19 protein-coding genes are annotated in these 15,744 nt (G+C 33.5%); 9 read left to right on the plus strand and 10 right to left on the minus strand.

What is annotated here, in order from left to right; all coding sequences use genetic code 11:
- Positions 1-26: 26 nt before the first annotated feature.
- On the minus strand, positions 27-983 hold the full coding sequence (locus GBH57_RS07830; RefSeq protein WP_151673788.1) for a TerC family protein: 957 nt from the start codon (positions 981-983) through the stop codon (positions 27-29).
- Between the two features lie 143 nt (positions 984-1,126).
- On the opposite strand from GBH57_RS07830, the gene GBH57_RS07835 reads away from it, so the two are divergent.
- The 4 genes from GBH57_RS07835 (at position 1,127) to GBH57_RS07850 (ending at position 4,857) form a co-directional block, all read left to right on the plus strand.
- Entirely contained in the window at positions 1,127-1,753 is a 627-nt protein-coding gene (locus GBH57_RS07835; protein ID WP_151673790.1) for a nitroreductase family protein, read from the plus strand.
- Between the two features lie 49 nt (positions 1,754-1,802).
- Positions 1,803-2,924, plus strand: coding sequence for an alkene reductase (locus GBH57_RS07840; RefSeq protein WP_151673792.1), 1,122 nt, complete (start codon positions 1,803-1,805; stop codon positions 2,922-2,924).
- A gap of 143 nt (positions 2,925-3,067) precedes the next feature.
- Positions 3,068-4,462 (plus strand): NAD-dependent succinate-semialdehyde dehydrogenase, encoded by a 1,395-nt coding sequence (locus tag GBH57_RS07845; RefSeq protein ID WP_151673794.1) that lies wholly within the window; start codon positions 3,068-3,070, stop codon positions 4,460-4,462.
- Between the two features lie 32 nt (positions 4,463-4,494).
- Entirely contained in the window at positions 4,495-4,857 is a 363-nt protein-coding gene (locus GBH57_RS07850) for a DoxX family protein (protein ID WP_174844032.1), read from the plus strand.
- A 5-nt stretch (positions 4,858-4,862) separates the two neighbouring features.
- Here the strand turns inward: GBH57_RS07850 and GBH57_RS07855 are convergent, their stop codons facing one another.
- Positions 4,863-5,225 carry a DoxX family protein gene (locus tag GBH57_RS07855; protein WP_151673798.1) on the minus strand — a complete coding sequence of 121 codons (363 nt, stop codon included), beginning with the start codon at positions 5,223-5,225 and terminating at the stop codon, positions 4,863-4,865.
- 154 nt (positions 5,226-5,379) lie between these two features.
- On the opposite strand from GBH57_RS07855, the gene GBH57_RS07860 reads away from it, so the two are divergent.
- Positions 5,380-5,547 carry a Lacal_2735 family protein gene (locus tag GBH57_RS07860; RefSeq protein WP_151673800.1) on the plus strand — a complete coding sequence of 56 codons (168 nt, stop codon included), beginning with the start codon at positions 5,380-5,382 and terminating at the stop codon, positions 5,545-5,547.
- A 38-nt stretch (positions 5,548-5,585) separates the two neighbouring features.
- Here the strand turns inward: GBH57_RS07860 and GBH57_RS07865 are convergent, their stop codons facing one another.
- The 7 genes from GBH57_RS07865 to GBH57_RS07895 all read right to left on the minus strand — a co-directional run bounded on the left by GBH57_RS07865 (position 5,586) and on the right by GBH57_RS07895 (position 11,885).
- Positions 5,586-6,782: a multidrug effflux MFS transporter gene (locus GBH57_RS07865; RefSeq protein ID WP_151673802.1), complete on the minus strand. Its 1,197-nt coding sequence runs from the start codon at positions 6,780-6,782 to the stop codon at positions 5,586-5,588.
- Positions 6,783-6,872: 90 nt separating this feature from the next.
- A complete protein-coding gene (locus GBH57_RS07870) occupies positions 6,873-7,667 on the minus strand; it encodes a hypothetical protein (RefSeq protein ID WP_151673804.1) in 795 nt (264 codons plus the stop codon).
- A 26-nt stretch (positions 7,668-7,693) separates the two neighbouring features.
- Positions 7,694-8,239 carry a hypothetical protein gene (locus GBH57_RS07875; RefSeq protein ID WP_151673805.1) on the minus strand — a complete coding sequence of 182 codons (546 nt, stop codon included), beginning with the start codon at positions 8,237-8,239 and terminating at the stop codon, positions 7,694-7,696.
- Between the two features lie 2 nt (positions 8,240-8,241).
- The gene (locus tag GBH57_RS07880) at positions 8,242-9,357 is read right to left on the minus strand and encodes a glycosyltransferase (protein ID WP_151673806.1); all 1,116 of its coding nucleotides are present in this window, start codon (positions 9,355-9,357) and stop codon (positions 8,242-8,244) included.
- Positions 9,357-9,818: a hypothetical protein gene (locus tag GBH57_RS07885; RefSeq protein ID WP_151673807.1), complete on the minus strand. Its 462-nt coding sequence runs from the start codon at positions 9,816-9,818 to the stop codon at positions 9,357-9,359. The genes GBH57_RS07880 and GBH57_RS07885 overlap by 1 nt, the downstream gene beginning before the upstream one ends.
- The gene (locus tag GBH57_RS07890) at positions 9,802-10,722 is read right to left on the minus strand and encodes a hypothetical protein (protein WP_151673808.1); all 921 of its coding nucleotides are present in this window, start codon (positions 10,720-10,722) and stop codon (positions 9,802-9,804) included. The genes GBH57_RS07885 and GBH57_RS07890 overlap by 17 nt, the downstream gene beginning before the upstream one ends.
- A complete protein-coding gene (locus GBH57_RS07895) occupies positions 10,722-11,885 on the minus strand; it encodes a glycosyltransferase family 4 protein (protein WP_151673810.1) in 1,164 nt (387 codons plus the stop codon). The genes GBH57_RS07890 and GBH57_RS07895 overlap by 1 nt, the downstream gene beginning before the upstream one ends.
- 175 nt (positions 11,886-12,060) lie before the next feature.
- On the opposite strand from GBH57_RS07895, the gene GBH57_RS07900 reads away from it, so the two are divergent.
- Genes GBH57_RS07900 through GBH57_RS07915 form a run of 4 tightly spaced genes read left to right on the plus strand, consistent with a single transcriptional unit; the run spans position 12,061 to position 14,443 of the window.
- Positions 12,061-12,360, plus strand: a complete 300-nt coding sequence (locus tag GBH57_RS07900) for an EF-hand domain-containing protein (RefSeq protein ID WP_151673812.1) — start codon at positions 12,061-12,063, stop codon at positions 12,358-12,360.
- 17 nt (positions 12,361-12,377) lie between these two features.
- Complete coding sequence (locus GBH57_RS07905; protein WP_151673815.1) at positions 12,378-13,211, plus strand: YHYH protein; 834 nt, start codon at positions 12,378-12,380, stop codon at positions 13,209-13,211.
- Entirely contained in the window at positions 13,153-13,815 is a 663-nt protein-coding gene (locus GBH57_RS07910; protein ID WP_235904666.1) for a toxin-antitoxin system YwqK family antitoxin, read from the plus strand. Before GBH57_RS07905 ends, GBH57_RS07910 begins: the two co-directional genes overlap by 59 nt.
- Positions 13,724-14,443, plus strand: coding sequence for an SCO family protein (locus tag GBH57_RS07915; protein WP_235904667.1), 720 nt, complete (start codon positions 13,724-13,726; stop codon positions 14,441-14,443). Before GBH57_RS07910 ends, GBH57_RS07915 begins: the two co-directional genes overlap by 92 nt.
- A 6-nt stretch (positions 14,444-14,449) precedes the next feature.
- On the opposite strand, the gene GBH57_RS07920 is transcribed toward GBH57_RS07915, so the two are convergent.
- On the minus strand, positions 14,450-15,598 hold the full coding sequence (locus tag GBH57_RS07920; protein ID WP_161596076.1) for a TlpA disulfide reductase family protein: 1,149 nt from the start codon (positions 15,596-15,598) through the stop codon (positions 14,450-14,452).
- Between the last annotated feature and the right edge of the window lie 146 nt (positions 15,599-15,744).

The raw sequence follows: 15,744 nt of genomic DNA on the forward strand, positions 1-15,744 counted from the left end.
GATTATTATGATATTCATTTTAACTTTCACTGAGAATCAATTAGTTCCTCTTCAGCCTTAATTAAAACAGAAGCTAAAATCCCTGCTATTAGTGCTACGGCAATTACTGTTAATGAAATCCACTCAGGAAAATGAATATGTTTAGATAAGAGCATTTTAACACCTACAAAAGCCAAAATAACCACAAGGCTGTAATTGATATATCTAAATTTTGCTAACATTCTAGAAATCAAAAAATACATTGACCTAAGTCCTAATATGGCTAATATGTTTGAACTAAAAACTATGAAAGGATCTGCTGTTATTGCTAAAATCGCTGGAATACTATCTAAGGCAAATAAAATATCAGTTAGTTCAATTATGATTAAGGCTATGAAAAGCGGTGTTGCAGCAGTTACTCCCATTCGTTTAATGAAGAATTTTTCACCTTCAATTTTTTGAGTAACAGGAAATAAATTACGAATAACTTTATAAACTTTAGATGTTTTAGGATCAAATTTACTTTCAGATGAAGTCGCCATTTTATAAGCGGTAATTAGCAGGAACACTCCAAATACGTAAATAATCCAATCAAATTTCGTAATTAATGCTACTCCAAAGAGTATCATCAAAGCTCTAAAAACTATTGCTCCTAAAATCCCCCAAAATAATACCCTATGTTGGTATTTATCTGGTATTGCAAATGAGGAAAAGATTACAGCAATAACAAAAACATTATCAATACTTAGTGATAATTCAATGAGATAACCTGTTATATATTTAATGACGGCATCGCTTGCAGTTAGTCCAGTAGGGTTTTCAATATGTGCGCCAGCAAACAACCAATAGATAACTCCTGAAAAAGCTAACGCTAATGAAATCCAAATGATGGTCCATATGGTTGCTTCCTTAGTTTTAATTACGTGAGCTTTTCGGTTTAATACAAATAGGTCTAAAACCAAGAGTAATAATATTATAGCAATGAAAATTCCCCAGACAAGCATATGTTAGTTTTTAAGTAAAAGTAAATGGTAGTTTATACGGAAAAGCATATAGAAATGTTAATGTATCATTCTTTTTGTTAAATGTGTTTTAAAAAAGATTAAACAAAAAGAGATTAAATGTACCTTCATAAAAAATACTGATTATGACAATTACTAATATACATAAAGACACCAAATTTGACATACATCCTTTACTTAAAGAACGATGGAGTCCAAGAACGTTTAGTAATATCCCTGTTTCGGAAACTGAAATTAGATCATTATTAGAAGCTGGACGTTGGGCGCCAAGTTGTAATAACTTCCAACCTTGGAGAATTATCTGGGGAATTAAAGGAAGTGATACTTATGAAAGAATTCTTAATGTATTAGTTGAATTCAATCAAAGTTGGGCTAAAAATGCTCCAGTTTTAATGTTAGGTGCTTTCAAAAAGACAAATCCGAATGGAGAAGAAAACTTTCATGCATTACACGATTTAGGTGCGTTCTCAGCAATGCTTACAGTTCAAGCACAACACTTGGGCATCGCTGTACACCAAATGGCTGGACTAAAATTTAAAGATGCTTTAACCGAATTTAATTTTACTGAAGACTATCACGTTGCAACAGCTCTGGCTTTAGGATATTATGGAGGAGAAAAAAGTGACTTGCCTGAAAATCTTCAGAAAATAGAATCCCCTAAAAGTGAACGAAAATTACAGCGTGAGTTTGCATTTAACGGTAATTTCAGCGAAACAGAAGGAGTACAAAGGAAAAAGCAACCCTTAAATTAATTGCATATTAATATAAGAAAACAACAATTTAATCAGAAATATATAGAAAATGGAAAATTCAAATCAACCGTTACTCCAACCTTTAAAATTAGGAGACATCACTTTGTCTAATAGAGTAATTATGGCTCCAATGACAAGAAGTCGTGCGGTAAATGATAAAAATGCACCAACAGATTATTTACACGCAGAATATTACACACAACGGGCTACTGCCGGTTTAATAATTACAGAAGGTAGTCAGGTTTCTAAAAGAGCTGTTGGATATATTCATACTGCAGGAATCCATAATGACGCGCAAGTAGAAGGTTGGAAAAAAGTCACAAATAAAGTACACCAAGCAGGAGGAAAAATATTCATTCAATTGTGGCATGTAGGTAGAATTTCACATCCAGATTTTCACGGAGGAGATTTACCTTGGGCACCATCTGCCATAAATCCTAATGCTAAAGTGTTTACTCCTGTAGGACAGAAAGATACTTTGACTCCTAAATCTATGACTAAAGAGGATATTGAAATCACAAAATTAGAATTTGTTAGAGCAGCTAAAAATGCAATGGAAGCAGGTTTTGATGGTGTTGAAATTCACTCTTCAAATGGATACTTGTTTCATCAATTCTTTAGTGATTTTAGTAATAAACGAGATGATGAATATGGTGGAAGCATTGAGAACAGAGCGCGTTTTTTCTTTGAAGTACTTGATGCGATAAAAGAAGTAATGCCTGAGAATAAAATTGGCGCACGTTTCAACCCATCATTACACGGTATTTTTGGTATGGAAATTACTGAAAAAACACTTCCTACTTTCGATTATATCATTGAAAAACTAGATGCAGAATATAATCTAGCATATATACATCTATCAGAACCTTTCACAGATGTTACTAATGTTCCACATGCTGAAACTGAAATTGCAAAAAGATACCGACCTAAATACAATGGTGTATTGATGATTAACAGTGCTTTTGATCAAGAGAAAGGGAATAAAATTATTGATGAAGGGTATGCAGATTGTGTAGCTTTTGGAAAGCCTTTTATCTCAAATCCAGATTTAGTTGGGCGTTTTGCTGAAAATGTGGAGCTAACTGATTGGAACCAAGATACATTTTATACACAAGGAAAAGAAGGTTATATAGATTATCCTGCAAAAACAAGAAACTTAATTCCTAGTTAGAAATAGTAAATGTTGGCATAGCCGAAATTCTAAAAAAAAATAGATGCTGTAATTGCCATAAAACAAAGTGCCATATTAATTTTTAATGAATATTTCAGAAGAAATTAATACACAAAATTAGTCTTATAACGAAAAAAGAAATTATGAAAGAAAGAGAAATTAAAGGCGGATTTAGAACAATAAACCCAGCCACAGAAGAGGTTGTACAGGAATATACATATATGACTGATGCTGAAGTTGAAAACGCAGTAGAAAAATGTCACCAAGCTTTTGAAAACTGGCGCCATACATCGTTAGAGAATCGCTCTAAGGTAATAAAAGCAATTGGTCAAGTATTAATGAACCGTAGAGAAGAGTTTGCAACGTTGATGACTCAGGAAATGGGAAAAGTGATTAAACACGGATTCCAAGAAGTTAAACTTTGCGCTAGTTTATGTGAGCATACAGCTACACAGGGAATGAAAGATTTAGCAGATGATGAACGCGAATTGCCAAACGGAGGAAAAGGTGTGGTAACGTATTCACCTACAGGGCTTATTTATGGTATTCAACCTTGGAATTTCCCTTGTTACCAAGCAATTAGATATGCTATTGTAAATTTAATGGCAGGTAATGGTGTGTTGTTAAAACACGCTGAAAATTGCACAGGTTCAGGGTTATTCTTAAAAGAGGTATTTGAAGAAGCAGGACTTCCAAAGGATCTATTTACTGTTTTAATTATTGATCACAAACAATCAAATGCCGTGATTGAAAACAATTATGTTCGTGGAGTAACCTTAACGGGAAGTGATGGTGCAGGAAGGGTAGTTGCACAGGTAGCAGCCAAAGCTTTAAAGAAAACTGTTTTAGAATTAGGTAGTAACGATGCATATTTGGTTTTAGATGATGCAGATATTGATTTAGCAGTCGAAACTTGTGTAACAGGTAGAACCTATAACAATGGAGAAACGTGTGTTGCGGCTAAACGATTTGTAGTCGTTGAAAGTATTTACGAGGAATTCAAAAATGCATTTGTTAAAAAAATGGAAGCTGTTAAGACTGGAGACCCAATGAAAAAAGAAACTGCAATGGGACCAATTGCTAGAGCCGACTTAAGAGAAAAACTACATAATCAAGTTGAAGAAAGTGTAAAACAAGGTGCTGAAATTTTAACTGGTGGAAAAATGCCAAGTGGAAAAGGATTTTATTATCCATCAACTGTTTTAGCTAATATCACAAAAGGACAACCTGCTTATGATGATGAGTTATTTGGACCAGTAGCATCCCTAATTAAAGCGAAAGATAATGAGGACGCAATGCGAATAGCTAATGACAGTCGTTTTGGTCTTGGTGGTGGTATTTTCAGTAAGGATGAAGATAAAGCCTTTAAATTAGCTCAAAATCATTTTGACACGGGTATGGTTTTCATTAATAGTTTTGGACTGGCACAACCAAATATGCCTTTTGGAGGTGTTAAGGATTCAGGTCATGGAAGAGAACACGGTGGTTTTGGGATCAAAGAGTTCGTGAATATCAAATCAGTTATGAGACTTAAATAGTGAGTAATTAATAACCTAATATAATTCAACCAATGGAATATTTTATTATTGTATGCAAAGTAGCAGTGGCACTTAGTCTATTAAATGTGTGGCTTATTCAAAAAGATAAAGCAACTAAATGGCGTGGAGGAAACGCAACAACTATTCTTGAAGAATTTGAAGCGTATGGCTTACCAAAGTGGTCTTGCTATGTAATAGGCTTTTTAAAAGTGACACTAGCATTAATTTTACTAGCATCCATTGGATTACCGTATTTAGAGAATCCAGCGGCGGCTGGACTTGCAGTACTCTTATTAGGTTCTATAATAATGCATTTGAAAATTAGTGATCCATTGTATAAATCATTTCCTGCATTTCTATTTTTAGTGTTATGCGTATTGATTTATTTACTGTAGCGCTTTTACGTTATAATATTCAAGGATTGCGCTATTTTATATGAAATATATCCATTTAATAGAATAAATATAAATGATGGGGCAGCTTGCACAAAGCTGTCCTTTATTTTTAGTCTAACAGCAAACCCTAAAATCATTAATAAGGTCAGTCCTAAGGAAGAAATCAAACCCAGAACTGGAACTAGAAATCCAACAAGCAACCCTGAACCACCAATAACTTGTAAAACACCTGTAAGTTTACGTTGTACATTGGTTAATCCAAAACGGGTAAATTCATCTTGCATTTTTAATGAAAAAATACAATTGAACCCATAAAACAAAAAGGCTAAAGCATTAAAAACAATAAGGATTATCAAGAATAAATTCATATTCCAAAGATACTATAGAAACTCCGTGAAAGCCCATAATATAGTGGATAACTATAGTGTTAAACTAAAAATGAGAAACGTTTAAATTAACGTATTATAAAGTGTAATTAACAGTAGGTACTAAAATTGTATCTTGAAATAAAATTAGAAACTTATGTTTGGATTATTTAAGAAGAAATCAGAAAGAGAAATGTTAGAAGAACAATATAGAAAACTAACAGAGGAATCGTTTAAACTCTCTACGACTAATAGATCTAAAAGTGATGCAAAGGCTGCTGAAGCCGAAGAGGTAATGAAAAAACTTGAAGCATTATCAAATTAAACTACTACTTACAATCAATCAAAAACGTCTAAAATAACTTAGGCGTTTTTACGATTTATTAAATATAGAATAACCAAAGACAGACCGCTACAAACAGAGAACCCTATAAATAAAGGCAATGTACTGTTTTCAACATATCTACCAATAAATGTACTGATAGGAACCGCCATTAAAGTGGAGATAAATCCTGTAACAGCTGCGGCAATTCCTGCAATGTGTCCAACAGGCACCATTGCTAATGCTCTCAAATTTCCGAAGAGAAATCCAATACAGAAAAACTGCATCGCAAAAAATCCAATTAAAACGTAAATAGAAGGGTGTGGTGTATTGTGAAATAACAATACGTATAAAATGGAAACCGTAAAGAATCCAATAAGTGACCAAGTAACCATCTTCTTCATTCCAAAACGAATTACAAAAGTCCCGTTTAAAAATATGGCAGTACCTATTGAAACTGCAAGCCCTGCAAAGATGAATGGGAAACTCTCTTTCATATTATACTGCACTTCAAAAATTTGCTGAGAAGAACTTAAATAGACTAAAAAAGATCCCACAACAAAACCAGAGATAAGTGTGTATCCCATTGTCTGTAAGTGTTTTGTTGTTTCTCTAAAACCGTTTATTACACGATTTAAGGTAAATGGTATTTTATTTTCAACTGTAAGTGTTTCTTTTTGACGGATTAAAAACCAGATTGCAACTCCAATACTAATAAGCATTTGCACATAGAAAATGCCTTTCCAATTGTAATGATCCAAAACAAATTTTCCCATCGCAGGAGCAACAATTGGAATTAATAAGAAAACAACTGTTACAAACGACATTATACGTGCCATATAATCGCCATCATACAAATCTCTAATTATAGCAATACACACAGTACGAGGGGCGGAGAGGCCTATTCCTTGAAGTATTCGCCCAAGTATCATCATCTCTAAAGTTTCAGCTGAAACACAAACAAAACTTGCTATAATGAAAATGATAAAACCCAAATAAACAGAAGGTTTTCTTCCTGTAGCATCAGATAATGGCCCAAAAACTAACGGTCCAATTCCTAATCCTACAAAAATCATTGTCACAAGTAATTGATTATCTGCTGGAGTTTGAGTTCCAATTGCAATACCTATCACATCTAATGCGGGTAATAATGCATCAATTGCTAATGCCGTAACTGACATTAATGCTGCCATTAGGGCAACAAATTCTATTTGAGATTTTCTAGTAGCTTTTTCCAAGCCGCAAAAGTAGTGCTTCTTTTATACGTGGAATATAAATTAAGGTTTCTTAGTAGGCATTTGGCAAAATATTAACGTCTTAATGCTATATTATAAAACTTGTTTAACTCTCAAAAATTGATCATCATAAAGTTTATCAAAAGGAAATATTGTATGTTTTGCGCGATAATTTTTTAACTCATTGACGGTATTAAATCCTGCAGCAGTGTAAATGTGTTCCGCAAAGTGGAGGTAGGGAAGTATCCCAAATAGTCCCGTGTGAGTAATTATTCTTGGATTTACATGCTTAAAAGGAACTTGAGTAATTACGGCAATAAGTTCATTTGGCTTTTCTGCTGTATTTCCAATAGCCAAATCACATAATTTCTCAACAGCTTTAATCCCCCCAGAATGTATAACAAGTGAATACGGTTTTTCGTGAAGTCTTATTTGCTTTGGCATTGTTTGCGGAGCAATATCGATGTAAATTATTTCTTCGGAAATACGCTGTATCCAGATTTTGTGAGTTTCATATAACCGCTCTAAAACTAAAGTAGATTTAAAGTGAAAGTTGATAGCACTAATACACTCGCTTTTATAAAATTCCCATTTTAAAATGCGTGCTATATAATGAAACGAAATATTCTCAAAAGCTTCATAAATACTAGGAAGCTCTGCTTTTATTCCAAAAGGAAACACATCCACATAACAGGCTGTTATTAGATAGTTATGGAAAGTATCTGAAATTTGCTTTTGCCAAATCTCAACGGAATCATTCCATCTTAATTGAACAAACTCAAACTGCGGAAAGTGTTTGGAAAATGACGATGGTGTAATGATAACCACATTATCTTCATCAATATTTAAGTGTCGAATAACCTTCTCAACCCTTGCTAGATGCCCCAATCCGCCTCCTTGTACATAAAAACAAATCAATATCCTTTAGCTTTCAATTCACGTATTATAATGTCTTTTTGATCTGCTGCTATTTCATCAATTTCATTAATTAATAATGTAGATGAGTAGTACGCTTTAAAAGATGTTTCTTCATCACCATTTTTATAAGTAATTATGGCATTTCCACTTTCCATTTTTAAACGAGCTAATTCTTTATCATCTTTAACTAATTTTGATGCTAATATTCCAATTAATTTTATTTCGTATGGATGCTCGTTTTCCTCGTTATCACTAATTTTAATTTTTTCTGGATACAATTTTACTTTCCAAAGCAAATCTGAATTTGCTGTTCGAAGTTTGAATCCGTCAGATTTATATTTAACTTCATAGACTACATTGCCACTAGTATCTTTGTATTTTTTCTTGTCACTTTTGGTCATTTCAGAAGTGTAATCTTCTCCTGTAGCGTTAGATGTTGCACTTGTATTTTGCTTACAAGCAACAAATGATGTCGCAATAAACACTATAACTAAAAATTTAAGTAGCCTATCGTAACTATTTTTAAATGAGGTAGTTTTCATAATTATTTATTTATATTTTTAAAGATATTTAAATAGTTTTTACTTTCTAAAGTAGGGGTGTAGTTCGTTTGTATTGTTGTGTAAAGTTCTTCAGCTTTTTGTTGCTTAGTAACTAGTGAATCTTCATTAAATTTGTCCAATGTTTTCAATAATGATGCTTGTGATATTGTTTCAAAAATATAAGCGTTATCATTTGTTAACACATCTTTTAAACCACCAGCCTTAGAAGCTATTATTGGTATTTTTAAAGCTCCTGCTTCAAAAAGTACATTTGGCATTCCGTCGTAAATTGAAGGAATTATAATAACATCACAACTTAAATAATATGCCATTAATTCGGTTTTAGAATTAGGGAGTACTAATGAATATGGAATGTTTTGAAGTGTTAAAGTTTCGGCTAAATCAGAAGATATTTCACCTACAAATTGTAAAAATATGCTATCACACATATTTGATAATTGCAAGGCTTCTAAAAAGAAGGAAATACCTTTTTTGGGCTTTTGATAGCCTATAAATCCAAGTCTATATTTTTTAGAAATAGCAGCTTTTCGATAACTTTTAGCTAATTTTATATCACTAGTTAATGGAATCCACTGTGCTAAATCAATACTATTAGGTGTAAAGTGTATGTTAGAATTTAGGTTTAAAGAAAGTATGCGTTCTTGTTTCTCTTTAGTAACACAAGCAACGGCTGCCGAGTGTTCAATGGCGTATAAAATATGCTGTTTTTTAGACGAAAAAATTCCTGAATCAAAATCATTACCACGAAAGCAAGTTACTAAGGGTAGTTTTAACCACTTGGCAATTAATGGCAAACCACGTTGACATAATTGACTACCATAGGAAACTAAAATAGCATCATTTATAATAAGCGGATGCTGTTTTATATGCGACCATAGAACATTTAAGGTATGCGAACTGTCTAGGTATACTGGAATTGCTGTATAACTACCGCCTACGTTAGCTTCTGTAAAAAAAGGTGCGATTTTATTAGTGAAATGAAATACGTGCACAGTACACGTTTTCCTAAGCTCTTGCACAATACGATCTGCACTTTGTGACATTCCACCGTTATTGGGAGGATAATTTTCTGTAAACCAACAAATTGTTTTTCTCATTAGCTATAGAAAAAAGTAGCGTCATTACCATCATCAAAGAGTCCGGCTCCTGTTGTGGCTTCACCTTCTTGATTAAAACCTTGTTTATCGCCTTCGGTCCAAGCGCCAGAAGCTCCTGCACCTCCAAATTGTCCTCCACCAAAACCTCCTTCAAATCCTTCTCTATCGGTAGTTCCAGAAGTATTACTTCCTGACAATGTAGTAGCTCTATCGTGATTGTTTCGGTTGTCAATATATGTCTCCGTATTGCGGTGTTCTTCACTGTAGAGGAAAAATTCCCAATAACAGTCTTCACATAGTTTTGTAGCATCTAACAAGTGACTATGCGTTTTACAAACATTTTTCTTACAATTAGAACATGTCTTAACAGCCTCGTTTACACAAGATCTATTCAAGAAAATACCAGATTTTTGTTCGCAGTTCATTGGTTTCATTGAATTAGTTCTAAAAACGGATTTCATTATCGATTGATTTAGTTGTGCTTTCTAAAGGTTCAAACACTCTATTCTCAATAGCGTATTTAAGCATTTTAGTATAATATGAAACATCATCTTCAACGGTATGAGAGATCTTTTTAAACATCTCACTTCTTTTTTGCTTCATTTTTATTTTAACAAAGAAATTTTCTGAATCTTCAGAGATCACTATTCCATAAGGGTCTTGCTTAGTTGCAAGTACCGAAGCGTTTATCACTTTATAATGTGATTTTGGTAAGGTTAAAATAAGTTGGTAAAACAATTTATGTTTAAACTTGACTTTAGTTTTTGTTTTACCACTACTTCTGCGTTTTGTAGACCGTACTCTTACTGTAATTTGATGCAATGATGCTAGACCTTTTGTACCATCCTTAAATTGGAATTTTAAAGCATACCGTTCTATTTGATAAGGTTTATAAACAGTTCCTCTAGATGGATTGATTCCTAAGGTTGTAGGGTTAATATAGTTTGCTTCAGCTTCAATTATTGAATTGTCAATTCGCATTGAAATTAGTTGCTTATTAATATCTCCTTTTATATGCACGATAAAACGAGCTAAGTGATGGAAGCTAGGAGAGTGGATGAAGTTTTTCTTAAAAGTAGTACTTAATATTGCATATATAAAAAAACACACAAAAGCACTAATCATAGTAGCTGGCATCAAATTTTCAAAATATTCAAATGTATTTGATTTAAATAATGAAATGATAGTGAGTACTGCTAATGTAATAGGTATAAGAAAGATTAAAAGTACAGGACTGTATATTCTACTTTGTCCCGTTAATAAATATTTCTTTATGAAAACAAGCCAATAACGTGCTGGACGTTTTCCTTGAATCTTTCCTGTTTTTCTAAACAGTTTACCGTCCATTTCTACAAATTTGTCCATTAGTTTAGCAATTGTAAATAGATTGTTTTCATTTTAGATTCTTGGTACTCCCAAAGATAGGAATCTTCAATAGTTTTTTTAGCGCTATTTCCTAACACTCTCATTTTTTCCGAATCACTTATTAGCGTTCTAATAGTTCTACCTAAAATTTCAGGTCTATCCGGCGGTACTAAAAAACCGTTAACATTATCAGTAATTATATCGCTGCACACAGGTAAATTAGATGCTATCACAGGAACGCTATAAGCCATAGATTCAATAATTTTTAAAGGATTACAACCTTGTACTAAATTACGATCGCAAGCACTTAATGGCGCAATAGTACATTGTGCATTAATAATAACTTGTGCTAATTTATCCTTAGACAATTCGTACTGCCATTCAACATATTTTTCAATGCCAATTTGCGTAGCCAATTTTTGATAGGTAAGGACTCTTTTTTCTGGAATTGAAGTACAAATTATCAATTTCAAATCTAAATCAACCAACTCTTTATAGGCCTTAAATAATGTCTTTATCCCTTGCCATTTCTGTAATGCTCCAAAATACAGTATATACTTTTCTACATTTTTATTTTTGGTAGCAGGATGAATTTCAACACCATTATGGATGTGTGTAATTATAGCTTCGGAAATATTAAAGCGGGAAACGATATAGTTTTTTGTAATGAGCGAAGGCGTTATAATAGCTGAACTTTCTGTGATGCATTGTTGTTCTAATTTGGCTATTTTATGTAGTGTGTTTTGGGGTATTTTTGGATAGCGGGAGGGAAGTTCAATACTAGCAAAACTGTTAACTTCAAAAACTGTTTTAAAACTTTTACTACTTGCTAATACAGGGATTCCGCCCCAGATATCTCTAAAGTGAACTAATTGAATCTGTTCACAAACCGGAAGCGCTATAATTTTAGCTACAAAGGCTTTAAACTTTGTTGTCCGTTCTAGAAAGTTAACTACTTTTTCCTTAAACCGATACACAAAAATATTGCGTTCCTTATCAAATTGAACAGCTGGCATATCATCATTTCCTAAACAAATTAAAACACCCACATCAAAGGTATTTTGTAATGCTTTTAGGCAGTGATTAATATGTGTAGCAGCTCCTTTTTGAGATGGAAACAAATCAAAGGCTATATAGATGTATGCTGGTTTTGGAGAACTCAATGTATTGGAATACGTGTTCGTTTAAAAAGTCTAGAACAATATACAAATCAAATGAATGAACGATGTGAAATTCTGCTTCAAATTGTTTCGATTCTTAAAATTTCAGAATAAAAAAACTTACGAAAAGAAGGAATTTAAATTATGTGTAGTCTAAATAAGTATAAACAATAAAACAATGAAAAATTTGAAAACAACCCTAGCATTAGCAGCTCTAGTAATTTTTGCAGCTTCTTGTGGATCTGGTTCAGAAAGTACTTCTCAAGAAGGAAAACAAGGCCAAGGACAGAAAGATGCAGCGACACTTATTAAAGAAATGGATACTAATAATGACGGAATGCTCTCTAAAGCAGAAGTTAAAGGTCCATTAGCAAACGATTTTTCTAAAATTGATTCAAACAGCGATGGTAACATATCACTAACCGAATTAAAAAATGCTCCTAAACCACAAGGAGGAAAACCACCTAGAAGAAATTAATCCCTAAAACCAAAACTATGACATTAGTAACAAACAAAGTAAAATTTCTAACCATCGCATTTTTTGCATCAATGACATTATTCACAGCTTGTGGAGATGATGATAGTGATGTAACTGTAGTAAGCGACGATGATGATGATACAGTAACTGAATTACACGCTGCATTTGCAGAATTTGACACAGATAATTTAACCATTATGTTGAGTGGATCTAACGTGGTGATAGAATCTAACGGGTTACCTAACCATACATCACCATATTGGTCTAATACAACAGCTCGTGAAACGGACGGTATTTCAACACCAGCTTCGGCTGAAAATCATCCATTATTTGTGGAGCCAACAGTAACCTCATATGAGCAAATGGCGCCAGGTAATATTGATGATTTTAATGGGTCTTTTTCATTAACAATTCCTGCGAGTCCTGCACTTGCTTCAAGTACAACTGCAACAGGATTAGGACCTATTGGTATTGCTGTTAGTGGTGCAATGATTTATGACGATCAAGAAGGACCAAACGTTCCTTTAGATAATGCTGTACCTTCATTAGACTATTCTGCGGCGCATACAGGACCTCAGAGTTACCATTACCACCTTGAGCCTAAAGCGTTTTCAAATGATGACGATGCCTTAATTGGTATTATCAGTGACGGATTTTTCGTGTATGGAAGAAAATGTGATTCAACAGGAGCATATCCTACAGATTTAGATAGTTCTGGAGGACACACGTCAACTACGCAGCATACTGATACTGCTGAGTACCATTACCACATACAGAACGAAACGTATTTAAATGAATATTACATCATATTTCCAGGAGATTATCAAGGTACGCCAAACACTATACAATAGTCTGTTTGTAGTAAGTTGTTGTATGCTAATTAGTTGTAATAATATAGCGACAACTAAAGAGGAGGGAAGCAGTACTTCGGAAATTTTAAACACCGAAACACTCGCCGAAATTTCAATATCGCAACTTACACTTCATCCTAATGAAGGGCTTCTTTATCAAAACGAGAAGCCCTTTACTGGGATAGCAGTTTCAAAGTACCCAAACGGAATACCGTCGGAAAAAGTCACGTATTTAAATGGGATTAAAAACGGACTTCAAACTAAGTGGTTTGCAGATGGAATTAAAAGTTTTGAAACTACTTATACAAACGGTAAACGTAATGGAACCAGTACCACTTGGTGGAAAAATGGGAAACTTCGCTCGCAAGGAAGTTACACTAATGGGATAGCACAGGGCACCCACGAACAATGGTATATTAGTGGAGCTCCTTTTAAAAAACTCAGTTTAGTAAACGGAAAAGAAGAAGGCCTCCAACAATCGTGGCGAGAAAACGGTAAAATTTACAATAATTATGAAGCAAAAAACGGACGCATATTTGGGCTTAAAAGAGCAAACCTTTGTTTTCAACTTGAAGATGGTGTTATTACAACTACTGCTAGGTAGCATCTTTTTGTGTAGTATTTCGTGCACAGAAAGTACCGCTAAAACTACTAGTCGTGTTGCACAATTACCATATTATACAGAGGCTTCATTTACTCCACAATGGTTAGATCCATCTGTAGATACTATAGCACAAATCCATACGGTACCAGCCTTTAATTTAACAAACCAAAACAACGAAGCAATTACTGAAGCAACGGTAGCGGGTAAAATATATGTAACCGATTTCTTTTTTACTTTCTGTACAGGAATCTGTCCTAAAATGACAGATAATATGAAACTAGTACAAGATGCTTTTAAAGATGATCCTAACGTGTTATTGCTTTCGCACTCAGTTACACCAGAACACGATACTCCTGAAATTTTAAAAGAGTTTGCTGAAGCTAAAGATGTAATTGATGGGAAATGGCATTTAGTTACTGGACCAAGAAACGAAATTTACGACTTAGGCCGTAACCAATATTTTGTAGAAGAAGATTTAGGTTTAGATAAAACTGAAGCCGATTTTCTACACACTGAAAATTTTATACTTGTAGATAGCAATAGACATATTCGTGGTATTTATAACGGACTAAACAAGGTATCTATCGCGCAACTTATAGCAGATATTAAAACCCTAAAAGCAGAATAGGGGACTTTACTTAAAAATTATAGCCAACTCTTTTTTGAGTTGGTTTACTGAAATTTTATCTTTTATAATCTTTCCATCTTTATCAATTAAAACCATATGCGGAATTGCTCGCGCTCCAAACTGACTCGCTATAGTCATTTGGTTGTCATAAATATGGTTCCAATCTAGCATATTGTCTTCTTGAATACCTTGACGCCAAGCAGCTTGAGTGCGATCTTCTGAAACGGTAATAATATCAAAACCCAGCTTGTTATACTGTTGGTATATATACTTAATTTCCGGAGTCACCATACGGCAAGGTTTACACCAACTTGCCCAGAAATCTACTAACACCGCCTTGTTACCTTTTAATACTGAAGTTAGCGCTAAGTTTGTACCCGAAAGTGATTCGCCTGAAAACTGTGGCGCAGCTACACGATATACTTTTCGTTTTGCTGCAACTTTTTCTTCAGCTGCAATTTTATCATCTTCCGCTTTTTGTAGTACAGCAATGGTTGTAGTTAATGTGTTGATTAACTGCGAGTTTTTAGCATTTTTAGTGCGTTCCGTTAAAGCTATTAAATCCTCTAGCGGTAATGAAACTGCTGCAATTGCCATAGAAGAGAGCACGTTATCTTTATTTTTTTCTATAAAAGAAACAGCATATTCCGTTTCTAATTGTGAAATTGAATCTAATGAAAATAGTAACTCTTTATCGGTAATTGTCGCTAAAGAAAACTTCTTTAAAACCGAAAGTCGCTGTGCATTAGCAATAGCTTCGTCACGTTTATAGGTAGCTAATTTGGTATTTAAATCACCACCAGTAATCAGTACATCTGAATCATTCATAAGCACATTAAAAGCCATATTCTCAAGTAGAATTGCATACGACGGTGTTGATGTATCAAAAACCAAGTTGTACATATTGGGTTCCCCAATAGAACCTTTTAATAAAAAACTATTATTGGTAACCTTAGACGAATCTACACGTTTGTTAGCTGTATCTACCAAATACACCATAGTCGCGTTTGAATTAGCCACAGAACCAGAAATACTATAACCGTTAATTGTTGAAGTGGTATCTACCTGAGTATTTTTTTCTTGACAGCTTACTGTAATTAATAATAAACATAATCCAATAATTAAGAACTGTGTATTAGTAGTTAGTAACTTCATAGATTTGGAATTAAATGAATAAGTTTTTAAAAAACGAGAATTCAAAGATAAGATTCTGAAGAGTAGTATTTTCATTAATTTAAAGAACACAATTAAATACTAGTAAAAGGGAAGTTCCTATTAACTTCAAAATATTCTATTTTACA

Source organism: Patiriisocius marinus, assembly GCF_008974325.1.
GTDB lineage: Bacteria > Bacteroidota > Bacteroidia > Flavobacteriales > Flavobacteriaceae > Patiriisocius > Patiriisocius marinus.

Coding starts and splice junctions, on each gene's coding strand:
- GBH57_RS07830 (WP_151673788.1), bottom strand. CDS start 983: ATGCTTGTCTGGGGAATTTTCATTGCTATAATATTATTACTCTTGGTT.
- GBH57_RS07835 (WP_151673790.1), top strand. CDS start 1,127: ATGACAATTACTAATATACATAAAGACACCAAATTTGACATACATCCT.
- GBH57_RS07840 (WP_151673792.1), top strand. CDS start 1,803: ATGGAAAATTCAAATCAACCGTTACTCCAACCTTTAAAATTAGGAGAC.
- GBH57_RS07845 (WP_151673794.1), top strand. CDS start 3,068: ATGAAAGAAAGAGAAATTAAAGGCGGATTTAGAACAATAAACCCAGCC.
- GBH57_RS07850 (WP_174844032.1), top strand. CDS start 4,495: ATGGAATATTTTATTATTGTATGCAAAGTAGCAGTGGCACTTAGTCTA.
- GBH57_RS07855 (WP_151673798.1), bottom strand. CDS start 5,225: ATGAATTTATTCTTGATAATCCTTATTGTTTTTAATGCTTTAGCCTTT.
- GBH57_RS07860 (WP_151673800.1), top strand. CDS start 5,380: ATGTTTGGATTATTTAAGAAGAAATCAGAAAGAGAAATGTTAGAAGAA.
- GBH57_RS07875 (WP_151673805.1), bottom strand. CDS start 8,239: ATGAAAACTACCTCATTTAAAAATAGTTACGATAGGCTACTTAAATTT.
- GBH57_RS07880 (WP_151673806.1), bottom strand. CDS start 9,357: ATGAGAAAAACAATTTGTTGGTTTACAGAAAATTATCCTCCCAATAAC.
- GBH57_RS07885 (WP_151673807.1), bottom strand. CDS start 9,818: ATGAAATCCGTTTTTAGAACTAATTCAATGAAACCAATGAACTGCGAA.
- GBH57_RS07890 (WP_151673808.1), bottom strand. CDS start 10,722: ATGGACAAATTTGTAGAAATGGACGGTAAACTGTTTAGAAAAACAGGA.
- GBH57_RS07900 (WP_151673812.1), top strand. CDS start 12,061: ATGAAAAATTTGAAAACAACCCTAGCATTAGCAGCTCTAGTAATTTTT.
- GBH57_RS07905 (WP_151673815.1), top strand. CDS start 12,378: ATGACATTAGTAACAAACAAAGTAAAATTTCTAACCATCGCATTTTTT.
- GBH57_RS07910 (WP_235904666.1), top strand. CDS start 13,153: ATGAATATTACATCATATTTCCAGGAGATTATCAAGGTACGCCAAACA.
- GBH57_RS07915 (WP_235904667.1), top strand. CDS start 13,724: ATGAAGCAAAAAACGGACGCATATTTGGGCTTAAAAGAGCAAACCTTT.
- GBH57_RS07920 (WP_161596076.1), bottom strand. CDS start 15,598: ATGAAGTTACTAACTACTAATACACAGTTCTTAATTATTGGATTATGT.